Below are 19579 nucleotides of genomic sequence, written 5' to 3'. Positions count from 1 at the left end.
TGCCGGTGGCCGTCGGCCTGACCGGTCATTCATCTGAGTTGCCATATCCGGTTCCCCCTAGAGGGGCATCACCCGGGTCGTGAGCCCGCTCCCCAGGCGCTGTACCCACACCAGGGTGGTGCGCCCGGCGTGGACGCTGAGTGGCAGGGTGCGCATGGCGCTGCCCGCCCCCAGGGTCAGGGTGACGTTCCCGGCCGGGACCATCCCCTGCCAGCTCGAGGCCTTGGCGGGCAGCGTCAGCCAGCTGCGGGTATCCGCCCGCTCCGAGAGGGTGTTGAAGATCCCCACCAGGATGTTGCCCACATCCCCCCCCTCCTTGGCGGCAGTGCGCCGTACCTGCTCCTTGGCCACCAGCCGCAGGGCCTGCCGGGTCAGCATGCCGGGCAGCCGCTCCTGCAGATCCTTGGCCGCCAGCGCCTCCAGCCTCACCAGCTCGCTGGTCTGCGCCACCCCCTTGCCCACCGACAGGGTGAGCGGGGCGCCGTCGCTGGCCCGATTGTCGTAATAGGGCACCGCCACGGTAAAGGTACGAAAATCGCCGCTGGAGGTGGAGATGGGCAGCGGCAGGAAGAGCTCCCGGCGCGCCGGGATGAGGCCATCTTCAAACAGCACCACCAGCTGTCCTTCATCCTTGACCGGCTGCGGCGCCTTGCGGCCCATCCGTTGCTCGGTCTCCTTGAGCTCCTCGGGAGAGCCGCGAAGCCGGGCCAGGCGCAGCAAGGCATCCTGCAGGCTCTGGTTGTCCGGCGCTATCTGGTAGCCGCGCTGGTAATCGACCCAGGCGTCGTTGAGATCCCCGGCCGCCTCGTAGAGCAAGCCGGAGAAATAGAAGGTGTAGGCGTTCTGGAAACCGTTTTTCACCTGGCCTATCAGGCGATCGAGCTCGGGGGCGCCGCGCGACATCAGCTGGCGCATCTCCCCGGCTTCGTCCTCCCGATCCCCCTCCTGCGCGGCCTTGCGCACCTCGTCAGCCCGCCGTTTAAGGGCCTGCTCCTGCACCTGGTTGGCACGGCGCACCTCTACCAGGGCGCCGTCGGCATCCCCGCGCTGCAAGTAGTTGAGCGCCAGATAGTGGTGCAGCATGGTGCGCTCGTAATCGGGCGCCTGGTAAGCCAGGGTCTGATCGTTGGTGAGCAGGCTGCCCGCTTGGGCCAGTCCCTGGCTCAGGCGGTACTCGGCCTGATTGTCTTCCCACGCAAGCCGGCTGTCGGCGGCGGCAAAGGCCTGCTTGCTGGGGCCGTCCTGACCCGCCAGCCAGGCGATGCGCCCCTTCTCCAGCTGGTCGAGCACGAAGGTGTCGTCCCCCGGGGTCGATTCGCGCACCTCGGGCAGGGCCTCGGCGGCATGGCCCAGCAGCAGCTGGTTGCGCAGGGGCACCATCTGATCCGAGTAGGAGACGAACATGTCTTTCCACTGGGAGGCACAGCCCCCCAGCAGCAGACCGGCCAACAGCAGGCCGGTCGACGGGACGAGGCGCATCACAGGCTCAGCAGGGGTCCCAGGGGCTCGCCACCGACCAGGTGCAGGTGGATGTGATAGACCTCCTGCCCGCCGTGGCGGTTGCAATTCATGATGAGGCGGTAGCCGTCCTCGGCGATGCCCGCGTCGCTGGCGAGCTTGCGGGCCACGGTGAACATCCGGCCCAGCGCCAGCTCGTGATCCGGCTCCACGTCGTTGACGGTGGGGATGAGCACGTTGGGAATGATCAGGATATGGGTCTTGGCCTTGGGCTGGATGTCGCGAAACGCGGTCACCAGATCGTCTTGATAAAGGATGTCGGCGGGGATCTCCTTGCGGATGATTTTGCTGAAAATGGTTTCTTGCGCCATGGGTAACTCCTTTATAGGAAAAAGAAAATTCAATACAAAGCTCAAGCGGCTCCCAAACAGGCCGCCGCAACGCGCCAAGTGTGACACAAGCCGACATTTGGCACAGCCGTTGTCCCAATCGCTTCAGTTATTGTGAAGAATACCGATAGCGAGGAGACGTCCCGCGAACCACAACGGCATCCCCTTCGGGGCATGCAGGGTATCAAAGGGACGGGGTACTCAGGCAAGGGACTTTTGCACAGACAGCGGGACAATAATGAAACAAACAATGTCAGACCTCTCGATCTTACAGAGAGTCTATCTGGGCTTTGCCATCCTGGTCGCCGTCATGGTCGCCAGTGCGGTACTGACCTTTCGCGGCCAGAGCGAACTCAGCGGCGCCCTGGATCAGGTGACCCAGGAGTCCATGCCGCTGGTACTCGCCAGCAGCCAGACCCAGATAAGCCTGCTCAGCGCCAACAAATGGCTCACCGACGTGCTGACCGAGCAGGATCTCAAGCAACTGCCGGCGGAAGTGGCCGAGTTGCAACAGGCCAAGGGCCAGGTCGACAAGATGGTCGCCAGCCTCAAACAGCAGGTGGCGGTTCATCCCCAGTTGCAGGCGGACATGACTGCCCTCGTCAAGCTGGTGGATGACTACCTGCAACTGACCCAGACCCTGCCCGGCGAACACGAGGCCCTGCTCACCCGGCTGCACAAGGTCAATCAGGCCAAGGGCCAGTTCCAGGTCAGCCTGCCCCAGTTCAAGAAGAACCTGGGGGACATGATGGTCACCATCGACGACAGCTTCATCAAAATGCTCTCCGAGACCCTGACCACCAAGCTCTCCGCCATCGAGCTCTCCACCATGGATGCCCTCAACCAGAGCATCCCCGCCCCCATCGAGGCGGCTCTCAAGCGCAACAAGATGCAGATCGAGGGCTTCAACAGCACCATCAAGGATCTCCAGGGGGAGCTCAAGGATTTCGACAACAACATGGGCCACTACGTCCATGGCTTCGTGCGCGACACCACGGGCAATGACGGCGTGCTCTCCCAATACCTGGTCCTGATGAAGCAGCAGCAGGCCATGCGCGAGCAGAGCAAGCAGGCGAGCCAGCTCATCCTCAGCATCCAGAACAAGCTGGAGGGGATCACCGCCCAGAGCCAGCAGCTGATGAACGCCAGCATCCAGGCCTCCGATCGGGTGCAGACCCAGAGTACCCTGACCCAGGGGATCAGCATCGCCATCGCCATCTTCGTCGCCATCCTGGTGGCCTTCACCCTGGGCAAGGCCATCCGCCGCCCCTTGAAAGAGCTGCTGCGGGTGCTGACCGAGGTGACCCAGGGTGACATGACCCAGCGCGTCGGCTTCAAGAGCCAGAACGAATTCGGCCAGCTCGCCAGCCAGATCAACCTGTTGATCCACCAGATGGGGGATGTGCTCAAGCAGCTCTCCCAGGCTTCGACCCAGCTCAACAGCGCCGCCCACGACAACCGCCACACCACCGAATCGGTGCGGGCGGATCTGGAGAAACAGCGTCAGGAGACCGCCTCGGTCGCCGCCGCCATGACCCAGATGGAGGCCTCGGTGCGGGAGGTTGCCCAGGCCGCCAACCAGACCCTGGAGCGGGTGCAGGATGTGGAGAAAGCCTCCGAGATGGGGCGCAAGGTGATGGCAGGCAACATCACCACCACCCACCAGCTCGCGGGCAAGCTGCAGCAGACCGGCAAGGTGATTGGCGACGTGAGCGCCATGAGCGGCCAGATTGGCAACATCCTCGACGTCATCCGCGGCATCGCCGAGCAGACCAACCTGCTGGCCCTCAACGCCGCCATCGAGGCGGCCCGTGCCGGCGAGCAGGGACGCGGGTTTGCGGTGGTGGCCGACGAGGTGCGCAACCTGGCTGGCCGCACCGCCCAGTCCACCAGCGAAATCCAGACCATGATCGAGAACCTGCAGCAAGGCGTCGCCCGGGCAGTCAACGTGATGCAGGAGTGCTCCCGCGAGATGGACAGCTGCGTGGATCAGAGCTCCCAGGCCAACAACGCCATGGAAGAGGTGCAGGGCATCGTGGTGCTCATCAGCGACATGTCCAGCCAGATAGCCTCCGCCGCCGAGCAGCAGCAGGCCACCAGCGCCGACATCGCCACCAACCTCAACCGCATCTCCGACATCTCGGATCTCAACTATCAGGGCATAGAGCGGGTAGCCGAGACCAGCCAGCAGCTCGACTCCCTTGCCGAGCAGCAGGAGGGGCTGGTCCAGCGCTTCCGCCTCAGTGCCTGATGGCCACGACCCGATACGACAAGGCCCCGCATTGGCGGCAATGCTGTTCACTTAAGCGGAGCCGCATTGCGATTTACCGGAAAACGGGTCTTTGATATCTTCACCGCCCTGGGTCTCGATGGCCTGGGGCGTTTTTCTATGAACATGACGCCTATGCAGCCCCGCAACTCCGCCAACCTCCGTGGCGTATGGGCTGGCGATAACGCGCCCGCCATCACTGCCATCTGGTTCGCGATGAACTGACAGGCAAACTTAAAGCTCACCTCATTGGGCGCTCGCTGATGGGCTACGGCGGCCTGGCTGGCCTCCCGCCTGACCAGATTGTATCCAAGCAGCAATCCCCACAGCTCCTGATAGACCAAGTTCACTTTCTTGCTTCTCAGCGTGATGGCGTTGTGCTGCATCGCGCTTTTGATATCCCGGTATCCCAGCTCGATTTCCCAGCGCTCGTGGTACAGGGTCGCCACCTGAGCTGCACTGAATCGCGCCACGGGCAGGGAGGTAAAGACCGTTTTCTCCTTGCCTGCCACCTCATAGGTCACTGCGCGAACTTGCCAGTGTGTCGGCAACGCCGGGTTTTTCTTGCGAGCCTGAGGCGAGACCGTCATTTGCAACAGACGGTCACCGTCGCCATAGCGCTCAAGTTCCGTGTATACCAGCCCCTTGCGTTCCGGGATGAGCCAGTGACGGTCGGTGTCTTCGGCCTGAATACGCAGCAACAGGTCGGCACCGAAGAAGCCTTTATCCAGCAGGGTCACTGACTTGTCCGGCAATGAGTGAATGAACTCGCTGGCCAGGGGGATTTCCCCTTTGCGGTACGGGCTGATGGCCGCGTTGGCAATGACATGCGAGCGGACATTCATGAGCGTGACCAACCGCAGCATCGGGTAGGGTGTCTGCCGGTTGGTTGAGGTGTTACCCGAGCCGAAATGTGCTCTGAGTTCAGGCATATCCTGGGTTCGGAACAGGGCCCCATCGATGGCAAAGACCTGTAAACCGTGCCAATGGTCTTCAGGATAACGTTCCCGCCCCCACACATCGGCGCACTGTTTGAACAGCCACTCGAGCGGCTGTTTGCCGAGTCGCTGACGGGCCTGAGACAGGGCACTGTCCGCGAGCAAGGCATCATTGGCCAACCCTTCTGCACAGATGTTGAGGCGCCGAGCGACCTCGGAGATGGGCTCATTGCGGAAAAAGGCCATCCCCACGACGAGCCACAAGACCATATCAGAAGGTAAGCGGCGTCGGCGGATAGTGGCCTTTTCAGACAAGGCGGCAGCGGCAGTAATCCATTCGTCGGGAATATGGTCGGCAAAAATGGCCAGCCGAGCCAGCATGTCGCCAGATGCCTCAACAACATCGTTCAGATCGTTTGCAATAGACATAAAAAATCCGGAACTAGTGATTGGTTCCGGATTGTCCTACAGCAGAAGGATCGGTCAATGGATCCTTAACTGATCAGCATTGCCCGCATTGGCGGGGCCTTTTCATGGCAGCGAAGAACCTGGATCAGGCGTAGGCGATGGCGCCCTTGCCGACCCCTTCATAGGCGACAATCTTGACGAACTTGTCCCCTACCTGCTTCTTCACCTCTCGGGCGATGTAGTGGGCCAGCAACTCGATGGTGGTGTCGGTGTCGATCATCTCCACCTCCGCCGCCGGCATGGCGAGCTGGAACAGCCCCTGGGGCGCCACGTACTTGAAGCCGATGTAGTGAGCGTCCCCTTCTTTCAGTGACGCCTCGGCCCACTCGCTCAGGGCGAGTTCGCCAAGGGCCACCCTGTCCTCTTCGGTGCCCAGGTAGATGTCGGCCCAGCGCTCGGCCCAGTTGAACTCCAGCTCCTCGTCACGCTCCCCGTCCACCAGGATCTCGACGGGAGAGCGGTGGCCGTGGGCGATGCGCTGGCAGTTGCCGTCGTGCTTCTTGAGGCCGTGGCTGTAGTGGTAGAAGGCGCCCTCGATGCGCTCCGAACGCAACGTCAGGGAGAGATCCTTGATGTTGCCGGGCAGACGCTTGGCCAGTACCCCCAGCAGATAGCGGGTCACCGACTCTTTATCCACCTGGGGGGCGGGAATGAAGGCAAACCCTTGGGTCGGGCAGCGCAGGTGGATGGCGCGACCCGGACGCAGCAGATCCACGGTACTCTCGTCGTTGTCCAGCGCGTGGACATGGACCAGGGGACATTCCGTCGGCACCAGCAGCTTGTGATCCACCTCTTCATCGATGATGGACTTGATGAGCTTCTTCACCCGACCGAAGTCCAGCAACATGCTCATCTCGTTGAGCTCGCCGCTCATCTCGATGTCCACCAGCCAGCTCTCGCCCACCATGCCGCGGCGCTCGCATAAATAGCTGGAATCGATCACAGTCAAATCTCTAACAAATAACTTCATTACTCAGGCCTTGCTACAGAGAAAGGGCGGTTTGCGCTATTATGACCCGCGATCACTGACAAAGGAACCGGACTCCCCCATGAACAAATTGCTTATCAAGAATGCCACCCTGGTCAACGAAGGCCGCATCTATGCCTCCGACGTCCTGATCGAGGGTGAGCGGATCGCCCGCGTCGCCCCGGACATCAGTGCCCCCGATGCCGTGGTGATCGATGCAACGGGCCGCCATCTCATCCCCGGGATGATCGATGATCAGGTCCACTTCCGGGAGCCCGGCCTGACCCACAAGGGAACCATCGCCAGTGAATCCCGGGCCGCCGTGGCCGGTGGCACCACCAGCTTCATGGAAATGCCCAACGTCAATCCCCAGACGACCACCATCGACGCTCTCGAAGCCAAATACCAGATCGCCGCCAACTCCGCCGCCGCCAACTACAGCTTCTACCTGGGTGCCACCAACGACAACCTGGAAGAGATCAAGAAACTCGATCCCAAGCAGTCCTGCGGCATCAAGATCTTCATGGGGGCCTCCACCGGCAACATGCTGGTGGACAACCAGGAGACCCTGGCAGCCATCTTCCGCGAGAGCCCGGTGATGATCGTCACCCACTGCGAGGACACCCCGTCCATCAAGGTGCTGGAAGACGAAGCTCGCGCCAAGTGGGGCGAAGACGTGCCCATGCGCGAGCACGGCCGCATCCGCAGCGCGGACGCCTGCTACAAATCCTCCAGCATGGCGGTCTCCCTGGCCAAGCAGTACGGCGCCAAGCTGCACGTGCTGCACCTGACCACGGCGAAAGAGCTCTCACTCTTTACCGCCACCCCGGATCTGAAGGATCTCAAGGACAAGAACATCACCGCCGAAGTGTGCGTCCACCACCTCTTCTTCAACGAGGCGGACTACGACACCCTGGGCAGCCAGATCAAGTGCAACCCGGCGGTGAAGAGCGCTGCCGACCAGCACGCCCTGCTGGATGCGGTACGCAACGACGTGCTCGACATCATCGCCACCGACCACGCCCCCCACACCTGGGAAGAGAAGCAGAACAGCTACTTCAAGGCGCCGTCCGGCGTGCCCCTGGTGCAGCACTCCCTGCAGGCGCTGCTGGAGCTCTACCACAACGGGGTCTTCAGCCTGGAAACCATCGTCAAGAAGACCTCCCACGCGGTGGCCGAGCGCTTCCAGGTGCAGGATCGCGGCTACATCCGGGAAGGCTACTTCGCCGACCTGGTGCTGCTGGATCTCGGCAAGCCCTATGTGGTCACCGACAGCAACCTGCTCTACCTGTGCGGCTGGTCCCCGTTCAACGGCTACCGCTTCCAGAGCACCATCGAGATGACCCTGGTGAACGGACAAATAGCCTGGCAGAATGGCCAAGTCACCGACAAGGTATTGGGCAAGCGACTCACCTTCAACCGCTGATCTGGATGATGACCGCTTCCAGCGCGCCTTGCTTGAGATGACCCTGGTCAACGGGCAAATAGCCTGGCAGAACGGCCAAGTCACCGACAAGGTATTGGGCAAGCGACTCACCTTCAACCGCTGATCTCGGCTTGAGAGCATCACGCCAAACGGCCACCTCCGGGTGGCCGTTTTTACTGCAAGACAGCGGTGAGGTGCCGACAAAATGCACCACTGGTCGCACTTTGATCCGAAGTTGCTCGCAAAGCAGGCAAACGATCTCGAACCTGAATTTCCCCTGTTGACAGGGTCGGGGCATCTCCATAAACTCCCTCCCCGTCAGCCGAGCTGACTCCGTCGGTGTGTAGCGCAGCCAGGTAGCGCATCTGCATGGGGTGTAGAGGGTCGGAGGTTCGAATCCTCTCACACCGACCAAATTCCCCGAGAAAGGCCTTGTCAGACGACAAGGCCTTTTCTTTTATGGTCTTCCACCGCGATTGTCTCTCCAACCCCTTTATGCTGTAGTAAAACCCCCTTTGCCAAGCGGCCCGCATCATGTTGCCTTCCCTTCGTACTTTCTGCACCCTTGCCCTCAGCGCCTTGCTGGTCGGCCAGCTCGCGGGCTGCGCCACCGCCTATGACAGTGAAAAATCGTTCTGGAATGGCCAGACCGGTTTTTCACAGACCCAGCTTGGCCCGGCCCGCTGGCAACTGGAGTTTGTGGGCAACGATCTGGTGGACAGGGAAACGGCGCGCAAATACGTGCTCAAGCGGGCCGGTGAGGTGGCACTGGCAAAGGGATACCCCTGGATTCGGGTCGAGACGCTGACCCTGTCGCGGGATGCCGTCAGGGTCACCCCGACCCGCCCCCAATTCGGGTTCGACGAGTACGAGCCAGACACCTTCATGGACGACATGCAGGTGGAACATCGCACCTCGGCCCTGCTCGTCTTCACCCTGGAGGCCAGCCCCCGGGACGCACAGAGCATGGAAGCCGTTTATCTCGCAAAAATTAAAATAAACAGCGATTAATACAAATAAATCACAAGATGCATATCAAATGCAGCTAACAACAGCGCAAAACTCCGAAACAAGTCACTGGATTTCCCCTTCGCGATTAGGCATGCTCCAGCACACCGGCTGTCTGGATTCCACCGCCCGGTTCACAAAAAAGGACTGAGGCGGCCCCTCGCCGCCTGCACAGGCATTGCACCTATCGAAACCGGAACTCCCCCATGAAAATGAACAAGTTGACCGTTGCCATCCTCATTGCGATGTTGCTTGGCATCGTGACCGGGCAGGGTTATCGCCTGCTCGCGCCCGCACAGGCCGCAGGCTTTGCCGATGACATCACCCTGCTGACCGACATCTTCCTGCGCCTCATCAAGATGATCATCGCCCCCCTGGTGTTCACCACGCTCGTGGTCGGTATCGCCAAGATGGGCGACACCCGCACCGTGGGCCGCATCGGCGTCAAGACCCTGGGCTGGTTCATGCTCGCCTCCCTGATGTCCCTGACCCTGGGGCTGGTCATGGTCCACCTGATGCAACCTGGGGTGGGGCTCTCCCTCTCCCTGCCCGATGACGGCGCCAGCTCCGGCGTGGCTGCCACTGCCATCTCCCTCAAGGATTTCGTGACCCACGCCATCCCGAAAAGCGTGGTCGAGGCGATGGCCACCAACGAGATCCTGCAGATCGTGGTCTTCTCCCTCTTCTTCGGGCTGGCCGCCGCCGCCCTGGGGGACGACGCCAAGCCCGTGGTCAAGCTGATGGCCAGCGGCGCCGAGATCATGCTCAAGGTGACCGGCTACGTGATGAACTTCGCCCCGTTCGCGGTGTTTGGCGCCATCGCCGCCATGGTCGCCAAGGAGGGGCTCGGCATCCTCGCCACCTATGGCACCTTCATGGCCCAGTTCTATCTGGCGCTCGGCTGCCTCTGGCTGCTGCTCATCGCCATGGGCAGCCTCTTCATCCGCCGCCGCATCCTGACTCTGCTCGCCCTCATTCGCGAACCCATCCTGCTGGCCTTCTCCACCGCCAGCTCCGAGGCTGCCTACCCCAAGACCCTGGACAGGCTGGAGAAGTTCGGCTGTGACAAGCGCATCGCCAGCTTCGTGCTCCCCATGGGCTACTCCTTCAACCTTGACGGCTCCATGATGTACTGCACCTTCGCGGTGATGTTCATCGCCCAGGCCTATGGCATCGAGCTCTCCACGGCCCAGCAGATCACCATGCTGCTGCTGCTGATGGTCACCTCCAAGGGAATGGCCGGGGTGCCCCGCGCCTCCCTGGTGGTGATTGCCGCCACCCTCAACCAGTTCCACATCCCGGAAGCGGGCATCCTGCTGCTGCTCGGTATCGACCACTTCCTCGACATGGGGCGCTCCGCCACCAACGTGCTGGGCAACGCCATCGCCGCGAGCGTGGTGGCCAAGAGCGAAGACAGCCTGGGGGAGACCGCTCCCCTCGGCGAGGTGGACACCGCCAAGGCGTGATCCCCTGACCCCCATGACAACGGCCCGCCTCTGCGGGCCGTTGTCATATGCCTGATGGGGCACGCCGCGCCTCAGCACCAGCGCCTGACCTGTCGGCAATAGTCGTCATAGGCATCGCCGAATTGTCGCCGCAGCGCCTGCTCCTCCGCCAGGATCTGGAAGCGGGTAAGCCAGCCCCAGAGCAGCAGCGGCCCGAGCCACACTGCCATGCCTCCCAGATAGCACGCCAGCGCCAGGGTCCAGCAGAGCAGCCCCAGGTACATGGGATTGCGGCTGATGCGATAGACGCCCCGGGTCACCAGCACCCGGCTGCTCTCCAGCCGCTGGGGGTGCACGGTGGTGCGCTGCTGCCAGAAATGCAGAAGCGCACCGCCTCCCAGCAGGGCTCCCGCCAGCCACAGCGTGGCGACCAGCACCAGCCACAGGGGCGCTGCCCTCCCCTCGCCCCGCCCCAGCCACATGGCGAGCACGATGACGACGAACAGCAGCAGCGGTGGAATCCGCAACGTCAGCTTCATATTTTCTTCCTGCAACACGTGCCACGATTGACGCCGTTGAGATACACTCCCAGAGTCGGCATCTGGATAAAAAGTGAAATATATCATTAGCATAGCAACATGCTATGACCAGCCATGCCGCAGCTCGCCTCAGCGATGAGCCCAGCCTCAACTCAAGACAATAAGAAAGGACTTGCCCCATGCACAAGAAAACACTGCTCGCGACCCTGATCTTTGGCCTGCTGGCCGGCCAGGCGGTCGCCGCCCCCTATCTGCCGCTCGCCGACGACCACCGCAACGGTCAGGAACAGACCGCCGCCAACGCCTGGCTGGAAGTGGATCTCGGTGCCTTCGAGCACAACATCCAGACCCTGAAGAATCGCCTCGGTGACAAGGGCCCGCAGATCTGCGCCATCATGAAGGCGGACGCCTACGGTCACGGCATCGACCTGCTGGTCCCTTCCGTGGTCAAGGCAGGCATCCCCTGCATCGGCATCGCCAGCAACGAAGAAGCACGTGTTGCCCGCGAGAAGGGCTTCGAAGGTCGCCTGATGCGGGTGCGTGCCGCCACCCCGGATGAAGTGGAGCAGGCCCTGCCCTACAAGCTGGAAGAGCTCATCGGCAGCCTGGAGAGCGCCAAGGGGATCGCCGACATCGCCCAGCGCCATCACACCAACGTCCCGGTGCACATCGGCCTGAACTCCGCCGGCATGAGCCGCAACGGCATCGATCTGCGCCAGGACGATGCCAAGGCCGATGCCCTGGCCATGCTCAAGCTCAAGGGGATCACCCCGGTCGGCATCATGACCCACTTCCCGGTGGAGGAGAAAGAGGACGTCAAGCTGGGGCTGGCCCAGTTCAAGCTGGACTACCAGTGGCTCATCGACGCCGGCAAGCTGGATCGCAGCAAGCTCACCATCCACGCCGCCAACTCCTTCGCCACCCTGGAAGTGCCGGAAGCCTACTTTGACATGGTGCGCCCGGGCGGCATCATCTATGGCGACACCATTCCCTCCTACAACGAGTACAAGAAGGTGATGGCGTTCAAGACCCAGGTCGCCTCCGTCAACCACTACCCGGCGGGCAACACCGTCGGCTATGACCGCACCTTCACCCTCAAGCGCGACTCCCTGCTGGCCAACCTGCCGATGGGCTACTCCGACGGCTACCGCCGCGCCATGAGCAACAAGGCCTATGTGCTGATCCATGGCCAGAAGGCCCCCGTCGTGGGCAAGACTTCCATGAACACCACCATGGTGGACGTCACCGACATCAAGGGGATCAAACCCGGTGACGAGGTGGTCCTGTTCGGACGCCAGGGTGATGCCGAGGTGAAACAATCCGATCTGGAGGAGTACAACGGTGCCCTCTTGGCGGACATGTACACCGTCTGGGGCTACACCAACCCCAAGAAGATCAAGCGCTAAGCAAATTGCTGACATGAAAAAGGGCTCCCGAGGGAGCCCTTTTTACTGCGCCGTTCATGCCGTCTTTTTGCGGGTCATCAGCAGACTCAGCCCCATGGAGGCCAGCAGGATCAGCGCCACCACGCCAAGGGCGATGCCGGTCGGTATCTTGAAGATATCGAGCAGCAACATCTTGACCCCGATGAACATCAGGATCAGCGCCAGGCCGTATTTGAGCAGGGCGAAACGATCGGCCACCCCGGCCAGCAGGAAGTACATGGCGCGCAGCCCCATGATGGCGAAGATGTTGGAGGTGAGCACGATGAAGGGATCCGTGGTCACCGCGAAGATGGCCGGGATACTGTCCACCGCGAAGATGAGGTCGCTCACCTCCACCAGCACCAGGATGAGCAGCAGCGGGGTCGCGTAGCGCACACCGTCACGCCAGACGAAGAACTTCTCTCCCTCCAGCGTCTCGGTCACCTTGAAGCGACGACGCATCCAGCCGAGCAGGGCATTGTTCTCGAGATCCGGCTCCTTGTCGGCCGCCCACAGCATCTTGGCACCGGTCAGCAGCAGGAAGGCCCCGAACAGGTAGAGGATCCAGTGGAACTGCTCGATGAGCCAGCTGCCCGCGAACACCATGCCGGCGCGCATCACGATGGCCCCCAGCACCCCGTAGAGCAGGACCCGGCGCTGCAGCTCCGCCGGGATGGCGAAGTAGCCGAACAGCATCAACCAGACGAAGACGTTGTCCACCGCCAATGCCTTTTCGATGAGGTAACCGGTGAGAAACTCCAGCCCCTTCTGGTTCGCGATTTCGCGCCCGGCACTGTGATCCAGCCAGAGCCAGATGGCTAGGTTGAACAGGAGCGCCACGCTGACCCAGATGAGAGACCAGATGCCCGCCTCTTTCAGCGACACCTTGTGCGCCTTGCCGCCACCGACAAAGCGGATATCAATCCACAACAGGACCAGCACTATGCTGAAGAAACCGGTCCACATCCACCATTCACCCATTTTCACTTCTCCCAAAACGACAAAACCCACGGCCGGGAGGCAGTGGGTTCGCGTTTGGAGCAGATACACCTTGCCTCTCGGCAAGGTCTCACTTACAGCCGATTGACATCGACTGCCCGGCTGCCGGGTGCACTGCAGGATATGGGTGCACCGTAATGACGACAAACCGGCGAGAAGTTACTCCCCTTGTGCGGCGGATAGTAGCAGCGACAACCGCTGGCGCCAAGAGGCATCTTATCCCCCATGCAATAAAAAGGGCGCCAGCACGCGCCCTTCTCGATACGGTTCTCCTGAAAACCTGTTTACGAGCTGTCGCGAGAGGTCGTCAACAAGGTAAAGAGCAGCGCAGGAACCGGAATGTATATGAATACATGAGGATTCCGAACAGCGCATGAGCCTTGATCACGGCCTCGCAGCAAGATCGTTAACAGGTTCTCAGAGCGGATCCACCTTGAGACAGGAAACCGCGTGGTCGAAGTTGCCCTCAAGCTGGGGCCTGGTCTTGGCGCACTCCGGGCCTGCCACCGGGCAGCGGGTGCGGAACACGCAGCCGGAGGGCGGATTCATGGGGGATGGCAAGTCCCCTTCCAGGATCTGGATGACCTTGCTGCGCTCCAGATCCGGATCCGGGATGGGGACCGCCGACATCAGCGCCTTGGTATAGGGGTGCAGAGGATTGGCGAAGATCTCCTTGCCGGTCCCGAGCTCCACCGCGTTGCCCAGGTACATCACCAGCACCCGATCGGAGATGTGTTTGACCACGGAGAGGTCGTGGGCGATGAAGATGAGGGAGAGCCCCATCTCCTTTTGCAGGGATTTGAGCAGGTTCACCACCTGAGCCTGGATGGAGACATCCAGAGCCGAGACCGGCTCGTCACAGATGATCATCTTGGGCTCGAGGATGAGCGCCCGGGCGATGCCGATGCGCTGGCACTGGCCGCCGGAGAACTCATGGGGGTAACGGTTCACCAGGTTCGGCAACAGACCCACCTTGGTCATCATGGCGCGCACCTTCTCCTTCACCTCTTCCCTTGGCAGGGTCGGGTAGAAGGTGATGAGGGGCTCGGCGATGATGTCCCCTATGGTCATGCGGGGGTTCAGGGAGGCCAGCGGGTCCTGGAAGATCATCTGGATCTCCTTGCGCTTCTCCCGCAGGGCGTTCTGCTCGAGCTTGGTCAAGTCCTGCCCAAGCCACACCACCTTGCCGTCGGTGGCCGGTACCAGGCCGATGAGGGCACGGGCGAAGGTGGATTTGCCGCAACCGGACTCCCCCACTACGCCCAGGGTCTCCCCTTCGTAGAGGCGCAGGGTCACCCCGTCCACCGCCTTCAGGGCGGAGGGCTTGGCCCAGGGCCAGGCCTTGTCACTCTTGATATGGAAGTGAACCTTGAGGTCGGACACTTCCAGCAGCAGTTTCTTGTCAGTACCCATTTAGTTCACTCCCTTGATCATGGCATCCGATACCCAGTGGCACGCCCGCTCCCGGCCGTCGTTGAACGGGGTGAGGATGGGGGACTGCTGGCCGCAAATCTCGTGTACCCGGTGGCAGCGCTCCTGGAAGGGGCAACCGGTGGGCAAACGCAGCAGGTTGGGCGGATTGCCCGGGATGGTGGGCAGCACTTCCCCTTCGGTGTCGAGACGGGGAATGGCGCGCAGCAGACCCTCGGTGTAGGGGTGGCTCGGCCGATAGAAGATGTCGTTCACCTTGCCGTATTCCATGGTACGGCCGGCGTACATCACCAGCACCTTGTCGCAGATGCCGGCCACCACGCCCAAGTCGTGGGTGATCATGATGATGGCGGTGTTGAACTCGCGCTTGAGCTCGTTCATCAGGGTCATGATCTGGGCCTGCACCGTCACGTCCAGCGCCGTGGTCGGCTCGTCGGCGATGAGCAGCTGCGGGCGGCACAGGAGCGCCATGGCGATCATCACCCGCTGGCGCATGCCGCCGGAGAACTCGTGGGGGTACATGTTCATCCGCTTGCGCGACTCGGGGATCTTCACCGCGTCCAGCATGCGCACAGACTCCTCGAAAGCAGCGGCCTTGGTCATCCCCTTGTGCAGCATCAGCACTTCCATCAGCTGATCCTTCACCTTCATGTAGGGGTTCAGGGAGGTCATGGGATCCTGGAAGATCATGGCGATCTTCTCGGAGCGGATACGGTTGAGCTTGGACTCCGGCAGGTTGAGGATCTCCTCTCCCTGGAACTTGGCCGACCCCGTGATGACGCCGTTCTTGGCGAGCAGCCCCATGATGGCAAAGGCGGTCTGGGACTTGCCGGAGCCGGACTCCCCGACGATCCCGAGGGTTTCGCCGGCGGAGAGGGAGAAGTTGAGGTCGTTGACGGCCACCACATTGCCGTCCGGGGTCTTGAACTCGACCCGCAGATCTTTCACATCCAGTAATTTCATATAAACACTCCTTATCGATCTGTCGTGAGGCAGGCCTGCCCATCCCGCTGGCGCTATGTGACCAGCGGACGGGTCCTACGGCATTGCTTGCGTCTTACCGATCCTTGGGATCGAGGGCATCACGCAGACCATCCCCGAGGAAGTTGAAGCAGAACAGGGTCACCACCATGAAACCGGCGGGGAACAGGAGTTGCCAGATGGCCACTTCCATCGACTTGGAGCCTTCATCCAGCAGGGCGCCCCAGCTGGTCATGGGCTCTTGCACGCCCAGACCCAGGAAGCTCAGGAAGGATTCGAACATGATCATCCCCGGCACCAGCAGGGTGGCGTAAACCGCCACTATGCCGAGCACGTTGGGCACGATATGACGGGTGATGATCTTCCACTTGGAGACGCCGCAGACGTGGGCCGCCTCGATGAACTCCTTGCTCTTGAGACTCAGGGTCTGGCCGCGGACGATCCGCGCCATGTCGAGCCAACTCACCGCGCCGATGGCGAGGAAGATGAGGGCCAGATTGCGACCGAAGAAGGTCACCAGCATGATCACGAAGAACATGAAGGGGAAGGCGTTGAGGATCTCCAGCACCCGCATCATCAGGCTGTCGACCCGGCCGCCGATGAAACCGGAGGCCGCGCCATACAGAGTGCCGATGATGACGGCCACCAGGGCCCCCATGATGCCGACCATCAGCGAGATGCGCCCGCCGAGCAGGGTACGCACGAACAGATCGCGCCCCAGGCTGTCGGTGCCGAACCAGTGGCCGGTCTCCATGTCCGGGGCACTCTGCATGGCCCCCCAGTCCGGGTCATCGAACGTGTACTGGGACAGGTGGGGCCCCACGATCACCGCCAGACCGATGATGGTCAGGATGATGAGGCTGGTCAGGGCCGCCTTGTTGCGCAGGAAACGGCGACGGGCATCCTTCCACAGGGAGCGTCCTTCCACCACTTCCACTTTCTGGGCGAACGCCTCGACGGCTTCGCGCTTTTCAGTTGTGACTACCATGATGAACTCCCGGCTTAGTAACGGATCTTGGGATCGATGACGGCATAGAGAATATCGACCACGGCGTTAAAGGTGATGGTGAGGGCGCCGACCAGAATGGTCAGACCGAGCACCATGGAGTAATCACGGTTGAGGGCACCGTTGACGAACAGCTGGCCAATCCCCGGCAGGCCGAAGATGGTCTCGATGACCACGGAGCCGGTGATGATGCCCACGAAGGCCGGTCCCAGGTAGGAGACCACCGGCAGCATGGCCGGGCGCAGCGCGTGCTTGAGGATGATGTGGCGCAGGGGCAGCCCCTTGGCGCGGGCGGTACGGATGAAGTTGGAGTTCATGGTCTCGATCATGCTGCCGCGCATGATGCGGGAGATGGCCGAGATGTAGTACATCATCATGCCGAACACCGGCAGTACCATGAACTGGGCGCCGCCCCCCTGCCAGCCCCCCGCCGGGAACCAGCCCAGATAGATACTGAAGAAGAGCACCAGCAGCGGTGCCAGCACGAAGCCGGGGATCACCACCCCGGCCATGGCCGACGACATCAACAGGTAGTCGATGAGGGTGTTCTGTTTCAGGGCCGCAATGGTGCCGAAGGTGACCCCCAGGGTCACTGCCAGCAGGAAGGCGACCGAGCCTATCTTGGCGGAGACAGGCAGGGCCTGGCTCACCAGATCATTGACGGTGAAGTCCTTGTATTTGAAGGAGGGCCCCAGATCCCCCTGGACCAGGTTGCCGAGGTAAGTGAGGTATTGCATGCCGATGGGCTTGTCCAGGCCATATTTGGCTTCGATGTTGGCCAGGACTTCCGGCGGCAGGGCGCGTTCGCTGGTAAAGGGGTTACCCGGGGCGAAGCGCATCATGAAGAAGGAGACGGTGATCAAGACCAGCAGAGTCGGGATCGCTTCCAGTAGACGTTTAAGGATGAATTTCAACATAGACATTTCCTGTCCTGTACTGCTTCCAAAGGGTCGCGGTTGTAATAAAGGCCCGCCGTCTGGCGGGCCCTGCTTGTTATGCGACTTGTTTCTTTACTCAGTGAGCAACGATGTACATGTCTTTGCTGTAGATGTTGTCCAGCGGGTTGGCCGGGTAGCCACCCACGTAGGGCTTGACCATGCGGGAGGTCACATACTGATAGATGGGGGCGATCGGCATGTCCTTGGCCAGGATCTCTTCGGCCTGGACATAGAGCTTGTTGCGCGCCTCGGCATGCACCTGGTTGCGGGACTCGCTCATCAGCTTGTCGAACGTCGGGTTGGAGTATTTGCCGTCGTTGTTGCCGTGGGTGGTCTGCATCAGATCCAGCATGGAGGAGGCTTCGTTGTAGTCCGCAATCCAGCCGGCGCGGCCCACGTCGAAGTTACCCTGCTTCTTGGTCTCCAGGTAGGTCTTCCACTCCTGGTTCACCAGGCTCACCTGCACGCCGAGCTTCTTCCACATGGAGGCGACGGCCACGGCCACCTTTTTGTGGTTGTCGTCGGTGTTGTAGAGCAGCTCGAACTTGAGCGGCTTGCCCGGGCCGTAACCGGCTTCGGTCAGCAGCTCTTTCGCCTTGGCATCGCGCTCTGCCTGGGTCAGCTTGGACCAGGCCGGCGCCACCGGCTTGAAGCCGTCCACGAAGTCAGGCACGAGCGTGTAGCCCGGGGTCTCACCCTTGCCCATCACCTTGTCGGCGATCACGTTGCGATCGATGGCATAGGAGAGGGCGGTACGCACCCGCACGTCGTCAAACGGCTTGTGCTTGAAGTTGTACTGGTAGTAGTAGGTGCCCACATAACCGCTGACCTTTACTTCGTCCGGCAGCTCTTTCTTCATCTGCTTGAAGCGTTCGATGGGCATGTTGTAGGTCAGATCCACTTCGCCAGCCAGATAGCGGTTCAGCTCGGCGTTGGTGGACTGGATGGGCAGGTAGGTCACCTTGTTGATGACGGTCTTGCCGTTGTTCCAGTAGTTGGGGTTGCGCTCGACGTCGACGCGCTCGTTGACCACCCAGTCCTTCAGCACGTAGGCGCCGTTGGATACCATGTTGCCGGGCTGGGTCCACTTGTCACCGAACTTCTCGATCACCTTCTTCGGGACCGGATAGGTGGTGGTGTGGGAAAGCATGCTGACGAAGTAAGGCACCGCCTTCTCCAGCTGCACCTCGAAGGTGTGATCGTCCACCGCCTTCACGCCCAGGGTGTCGGCCGGCTTCTTGCCCGCGATGATGTCGGAGGCATTGACGATGGTCGGGATCTCCATGTACCAGGAGTAGGGAGAGGCCGTCTTGGGATCCACCGCGCGCTGGAAGGCAAAGACGAAGTCATGAGCGGTGACGGGATCCCCGTTGGACCACTTGGCATCCTTGCGCAGGTGGAACACGTAATGTTTGTTGTCCTTGGTTTCCCAGGACTCGGCGACGCCGGGCAGGGTCTCACCCTTGGGGCCGGAGGAGACGAGACCTTCGAACAGGTCACGCAATACGTTGGATTCGGGGGTACCTTCCACTTTCTGGGGATCCAGGGTGGCGGGTTCGGAACCATTGCCTTTCACCAGGGTTTGCTCGGGAGCAAGCTTGGTACCGGCGGGGACATCGGCGGCGTGAGCCAGGGTGGCGCCACCGAAAAGTGCAGTCAATAAAAGGGTATTAATAATTGTTTTTCTATGAGTCATTTCCATACTCCAACAAGAACATTCCATGCATTTGTTATCCACGAGATAAACACCTCGCTGCCCGCATAATTCCCTGACAATTCTGATAATGCAATAGATATCATCAGGAACAGGCCGCTTTCATGGTCAAAAAAACAACTTAAAACCATTTATTCAGCATTTAAATATCCCGCAGCGGTCATTTTTCGTACAAGGCC

At 61.3% G+C, this 19579-nt stretch carries 17 protein-coding genes and 1 tRNA gene; 6 read left to right on the top strand and 12 right to left on the bottom strand.

Translation table 11 applies throughout. The features are described 5' to 3' along the window. Nucleotides 1-57: 57 nt before the first annotated feature. Together C3F36_RS19500 and hinT are read right to left on the bottom strand one after the other, a co-directional pair. Complete coding sequence (locus tag C3F36_RS19500) at nucleotides 58-1479, bottom strand: COG3014 family protein (protein WP_185367341.1); 1422 nt, start codon at nucleotides 1477-1479, stop codon at nucleotides 58-60. Beyond that, nucleotides 1479-1829 carry a purine nucleoside phosphoramidase gene (gene hinT / locus C3F36_RS19495; protein WP_010674343.1) on the bottom strand — a complete coding sequence of 117 codons (351 nt, stop codon included), beginning with the start codon at nucleotides 1827-1829 and terminating at the stop codon, nucleotides 1479-1481. Before hinT ends, C3F36_RS19500 begins: the two co-directional genes overlap by 1 nt. A gap of 256 nt (nucleotides 1830-2085) precedes the next feature. Between hinT and C3F36_RS19490 the strand changes: the two genes are divergently transcribed. Next, the gene (locus tag C3F36_RS19490; protein WP_104455730.1) at nucleotides 2086-4098 is read left to right on the top strand and encodes a methyl-accepting chemotaxis protein; all 2013 of its coding nucleotides are present in this window, start codon (nucleotides 2086-2088) and stop codon (nucleotides 4096-4098) included. A 47-nt stretch (nucleotides 4099-4145) separates the two neighbouring features. On the opposite strand, the gene C3F36_RS19485 is transcribed toward C3F36_RS19490, so the two are convergent. Together C3F36_RS19485 and C3F36_RS19480 are read right to left on the bottom strand one after the other, a co-directional pair. After that, on the bottom strand, nucleotides 4146-5483 hold the full coding sequence (locus C3F36_RS19485; RefSeq protein ID WP_049636880.1) for an IS4-like element ISAeme15 family transposase: 1338 nt from the start codon (nucleotides 5481-5483) through the stop codon (nucleotides 4146-4148). Nucleotides 5484-5607: 124 nt separating this feature from the next. Continuing rightward, entirely contained in the window at nucleotides 5608-6492 is an 885-nt protein-coding gene (locus C3F36_RS19480; protein ID WP_199769622.1) for a 6-carboxytetrahydropterin synthase, read from the bottom strand. 79 nt (nucleotides 6493-6571) lie between these two features. Between C3F36_RS19480 and C3F36_RS19475 the strand changes: the two genes are divergently transcribed. After that, nucleotides 6572-7915: a dihydroorotase gene (locus C3F36_RS19475; protein ID WP_039038976.1), complete on the top strand. Its 1344-nt coding sequence runs from the start codon at nucleotides 6572-6574 to the stop codon at nucleotides 7913-7915. On the opposite strand, the gene C3F36_RS19470 is transcribed toward C3F36_RS19475, so the two are convergent. Then, a complete protein-coding gene (locus tag C3F36_RS19470; RefSeq protein WP_104455729.1) occupies nucleotides 7905-8219 on the bottom strand; it encodes a hypothetical protein in 315 nt (104 codons plus the stop codon). The two genes, C3F36_RS19475 and C3F36_RS19470, sit on opposite strands and share 11 nt — an antisense overlap. Before the next feature lie 33 nt (nucleotides 8220-8252). Here C3F36_RS19470 and C3F36_RS19465 point away from each other — a divergent pair. From C3F36_RS19465 to C3F36_RS19455, 3 genes are all read left to right on the top strand, one after another. Then, nucleotides 8253-8329 (top strand) — tRNA-Pro (locus C3F36_RS19465). Nucleotides 8330-8449: 120 nt separating this feature from the next. Then, nucleotides 8450-8926 carry a CC0125/CC1285 family lipoprotein gene (locus C3F36_RS19460; protein WP_041212844.1) on the top strand — a complete coding sequence of 159 codons (477 nt, stop codon included), beginning with the start codon at nucleotides 8450-8452 and terminating at the stop codon, nucleotides 8924-8926. 203 nt (nucleotides 8927-9129) lie between these two features. After that, nucleotides 9130-10389: a dicarboxylate/amino acid:cation symporter gene (locus tag C3F36_RS19455; RefSeq protein WP_104455728.1), complete on the top strand. Its 1260-nt coding sequence runs from the start codon at nucleotides 9130-9132 to the stop codon at nucleotides 10387-10389. Nucleotides 10390-10460: 71 nt separating this feature from the next. On the opposite strand, the gene C3F36_RS19450 is transcribed toward C3F36_RS19455, so the two are convergent. Next, the gene (locus tag C3F36_RS19450; RefSeq protein WP_010674336.1) at nucleotides 10461-10907 is read right to left on the bottom strand and encodes a methyltransferase family protein; all 447 of its coding nucleotides are present in this window, start codon (nucleotides 10905-10907) and stop codon (nucleotides 10461-10463) included. Nucleotides 10908-11086: 179 nt separating this feature from the next. Here C3F36_RS19450 and alr point away from each other — a divergent pair, with 179 nt between their 5' ends. Continuing rightward, the gene (gene alr, locus C3F36_RS19445) at nucleotides 11087-12313 is read left to right on the top strand and encodes an alanine racemase (RefSeq protein WP_104455727.1); all 1227 of its coding nucleotides are present in this window, start codon (nucleotides 11087-11089) and stop codon (nucleotides 12311-12313) included. 54 nt (nucleotides 12314-12367) lie between these two features. Here the strand turns inward: alr and C3F36_RS19440 are convergent, their stop codons facing one another. From C3F36_RS19440 to C3F36_RS19415, 6 genes are all read right to left on the bottom strand, one after another. Further along, nucleotides 12368-13312: a TerC family protein gene (locus tag C3F36_RS19440; RefSeq protein ID WP_041212841.1), complete on the bottom strand. Its 945-nt coding sequence runs from the start codon at nucleotides 13310-13312 to the stop codon at nucleotides 12368-12370. A 435-nt stretch (nucleotides 13313-13747) separates the two neighbouring features. Beyond that, complete coding sequence (gene oppF, locus C3F36_RS19435) at nucleotides 13748-14743, bottom strand: murein tripeptide/oligopeptide ABC transporter ATP binding protein OppF (RefSeq protein ID WP_010674333.1); 996 nt, start codon at nucleotides 14741-14743, stop codon at nucleotides 13748-13750. Further along, entirely contained in the window at nucleotides 14744-15724 is a 981-nt protein-coding gene (locus C3F36_RS19430) for an ABC transporter ATP-binding protein (RefSeq protein WP_104455726.1), read from the bottom strand. A 94-nt stretch (nucleotides 15725-15818) separates the two neighbouring features. Further along, entirely contained in the window at nucleotides 15819-16730 is a 912-nt protein-coding gene (oppC, locus tag C3F36_RS19425) for an oligopeptide ABC transporter permease OppC (protein WP_010674331.1), read from the bottom strand. A gap of 14 nt (nucleotides 16731-16744) precedes the next feature. Continuing rightward, nucleotides 16745-17665: an oligopeptide ABC transporter permease OppB gene (gene oppB, locus C3F36_RS19420; protein ID WP_010674330.1), complete on the bottom strand. Its 921-nt coding sequence runs from the start codon at nucleotides 17663-17665 to the stop codon at nucleotides 16745-16747. Between the two features lie 97 nt (nucleotides 17666-17762). Further along, the gene (locus tag C3F36_RS19415; protein WP_104455725.1) at nucleotides 17763-19382 is read right to left on the bottom strand and encodes an ABC transporter substrate-binding protein; all 1620 of its coding nucleotides are present in this window, start codon (nucleotides 19380-19382) and stop codon (nucleotides 17763-17765) included. Nucleotides 19383-19579: the final 197 nt, after the last annotated feature.

This window comes from Aeromonas sp. ASNIH2 (assembly GCF_002934795.1).
Lineage (GTDB): Bacteria > Pseudomonadota > Gammaproteobacteria > Enterobacterales > Aeromonadaceae > Aeromonas > Aeromonas caviae.
This window is presented reverse-complemented; position numbering and strand designations above follow the sequence as displayed.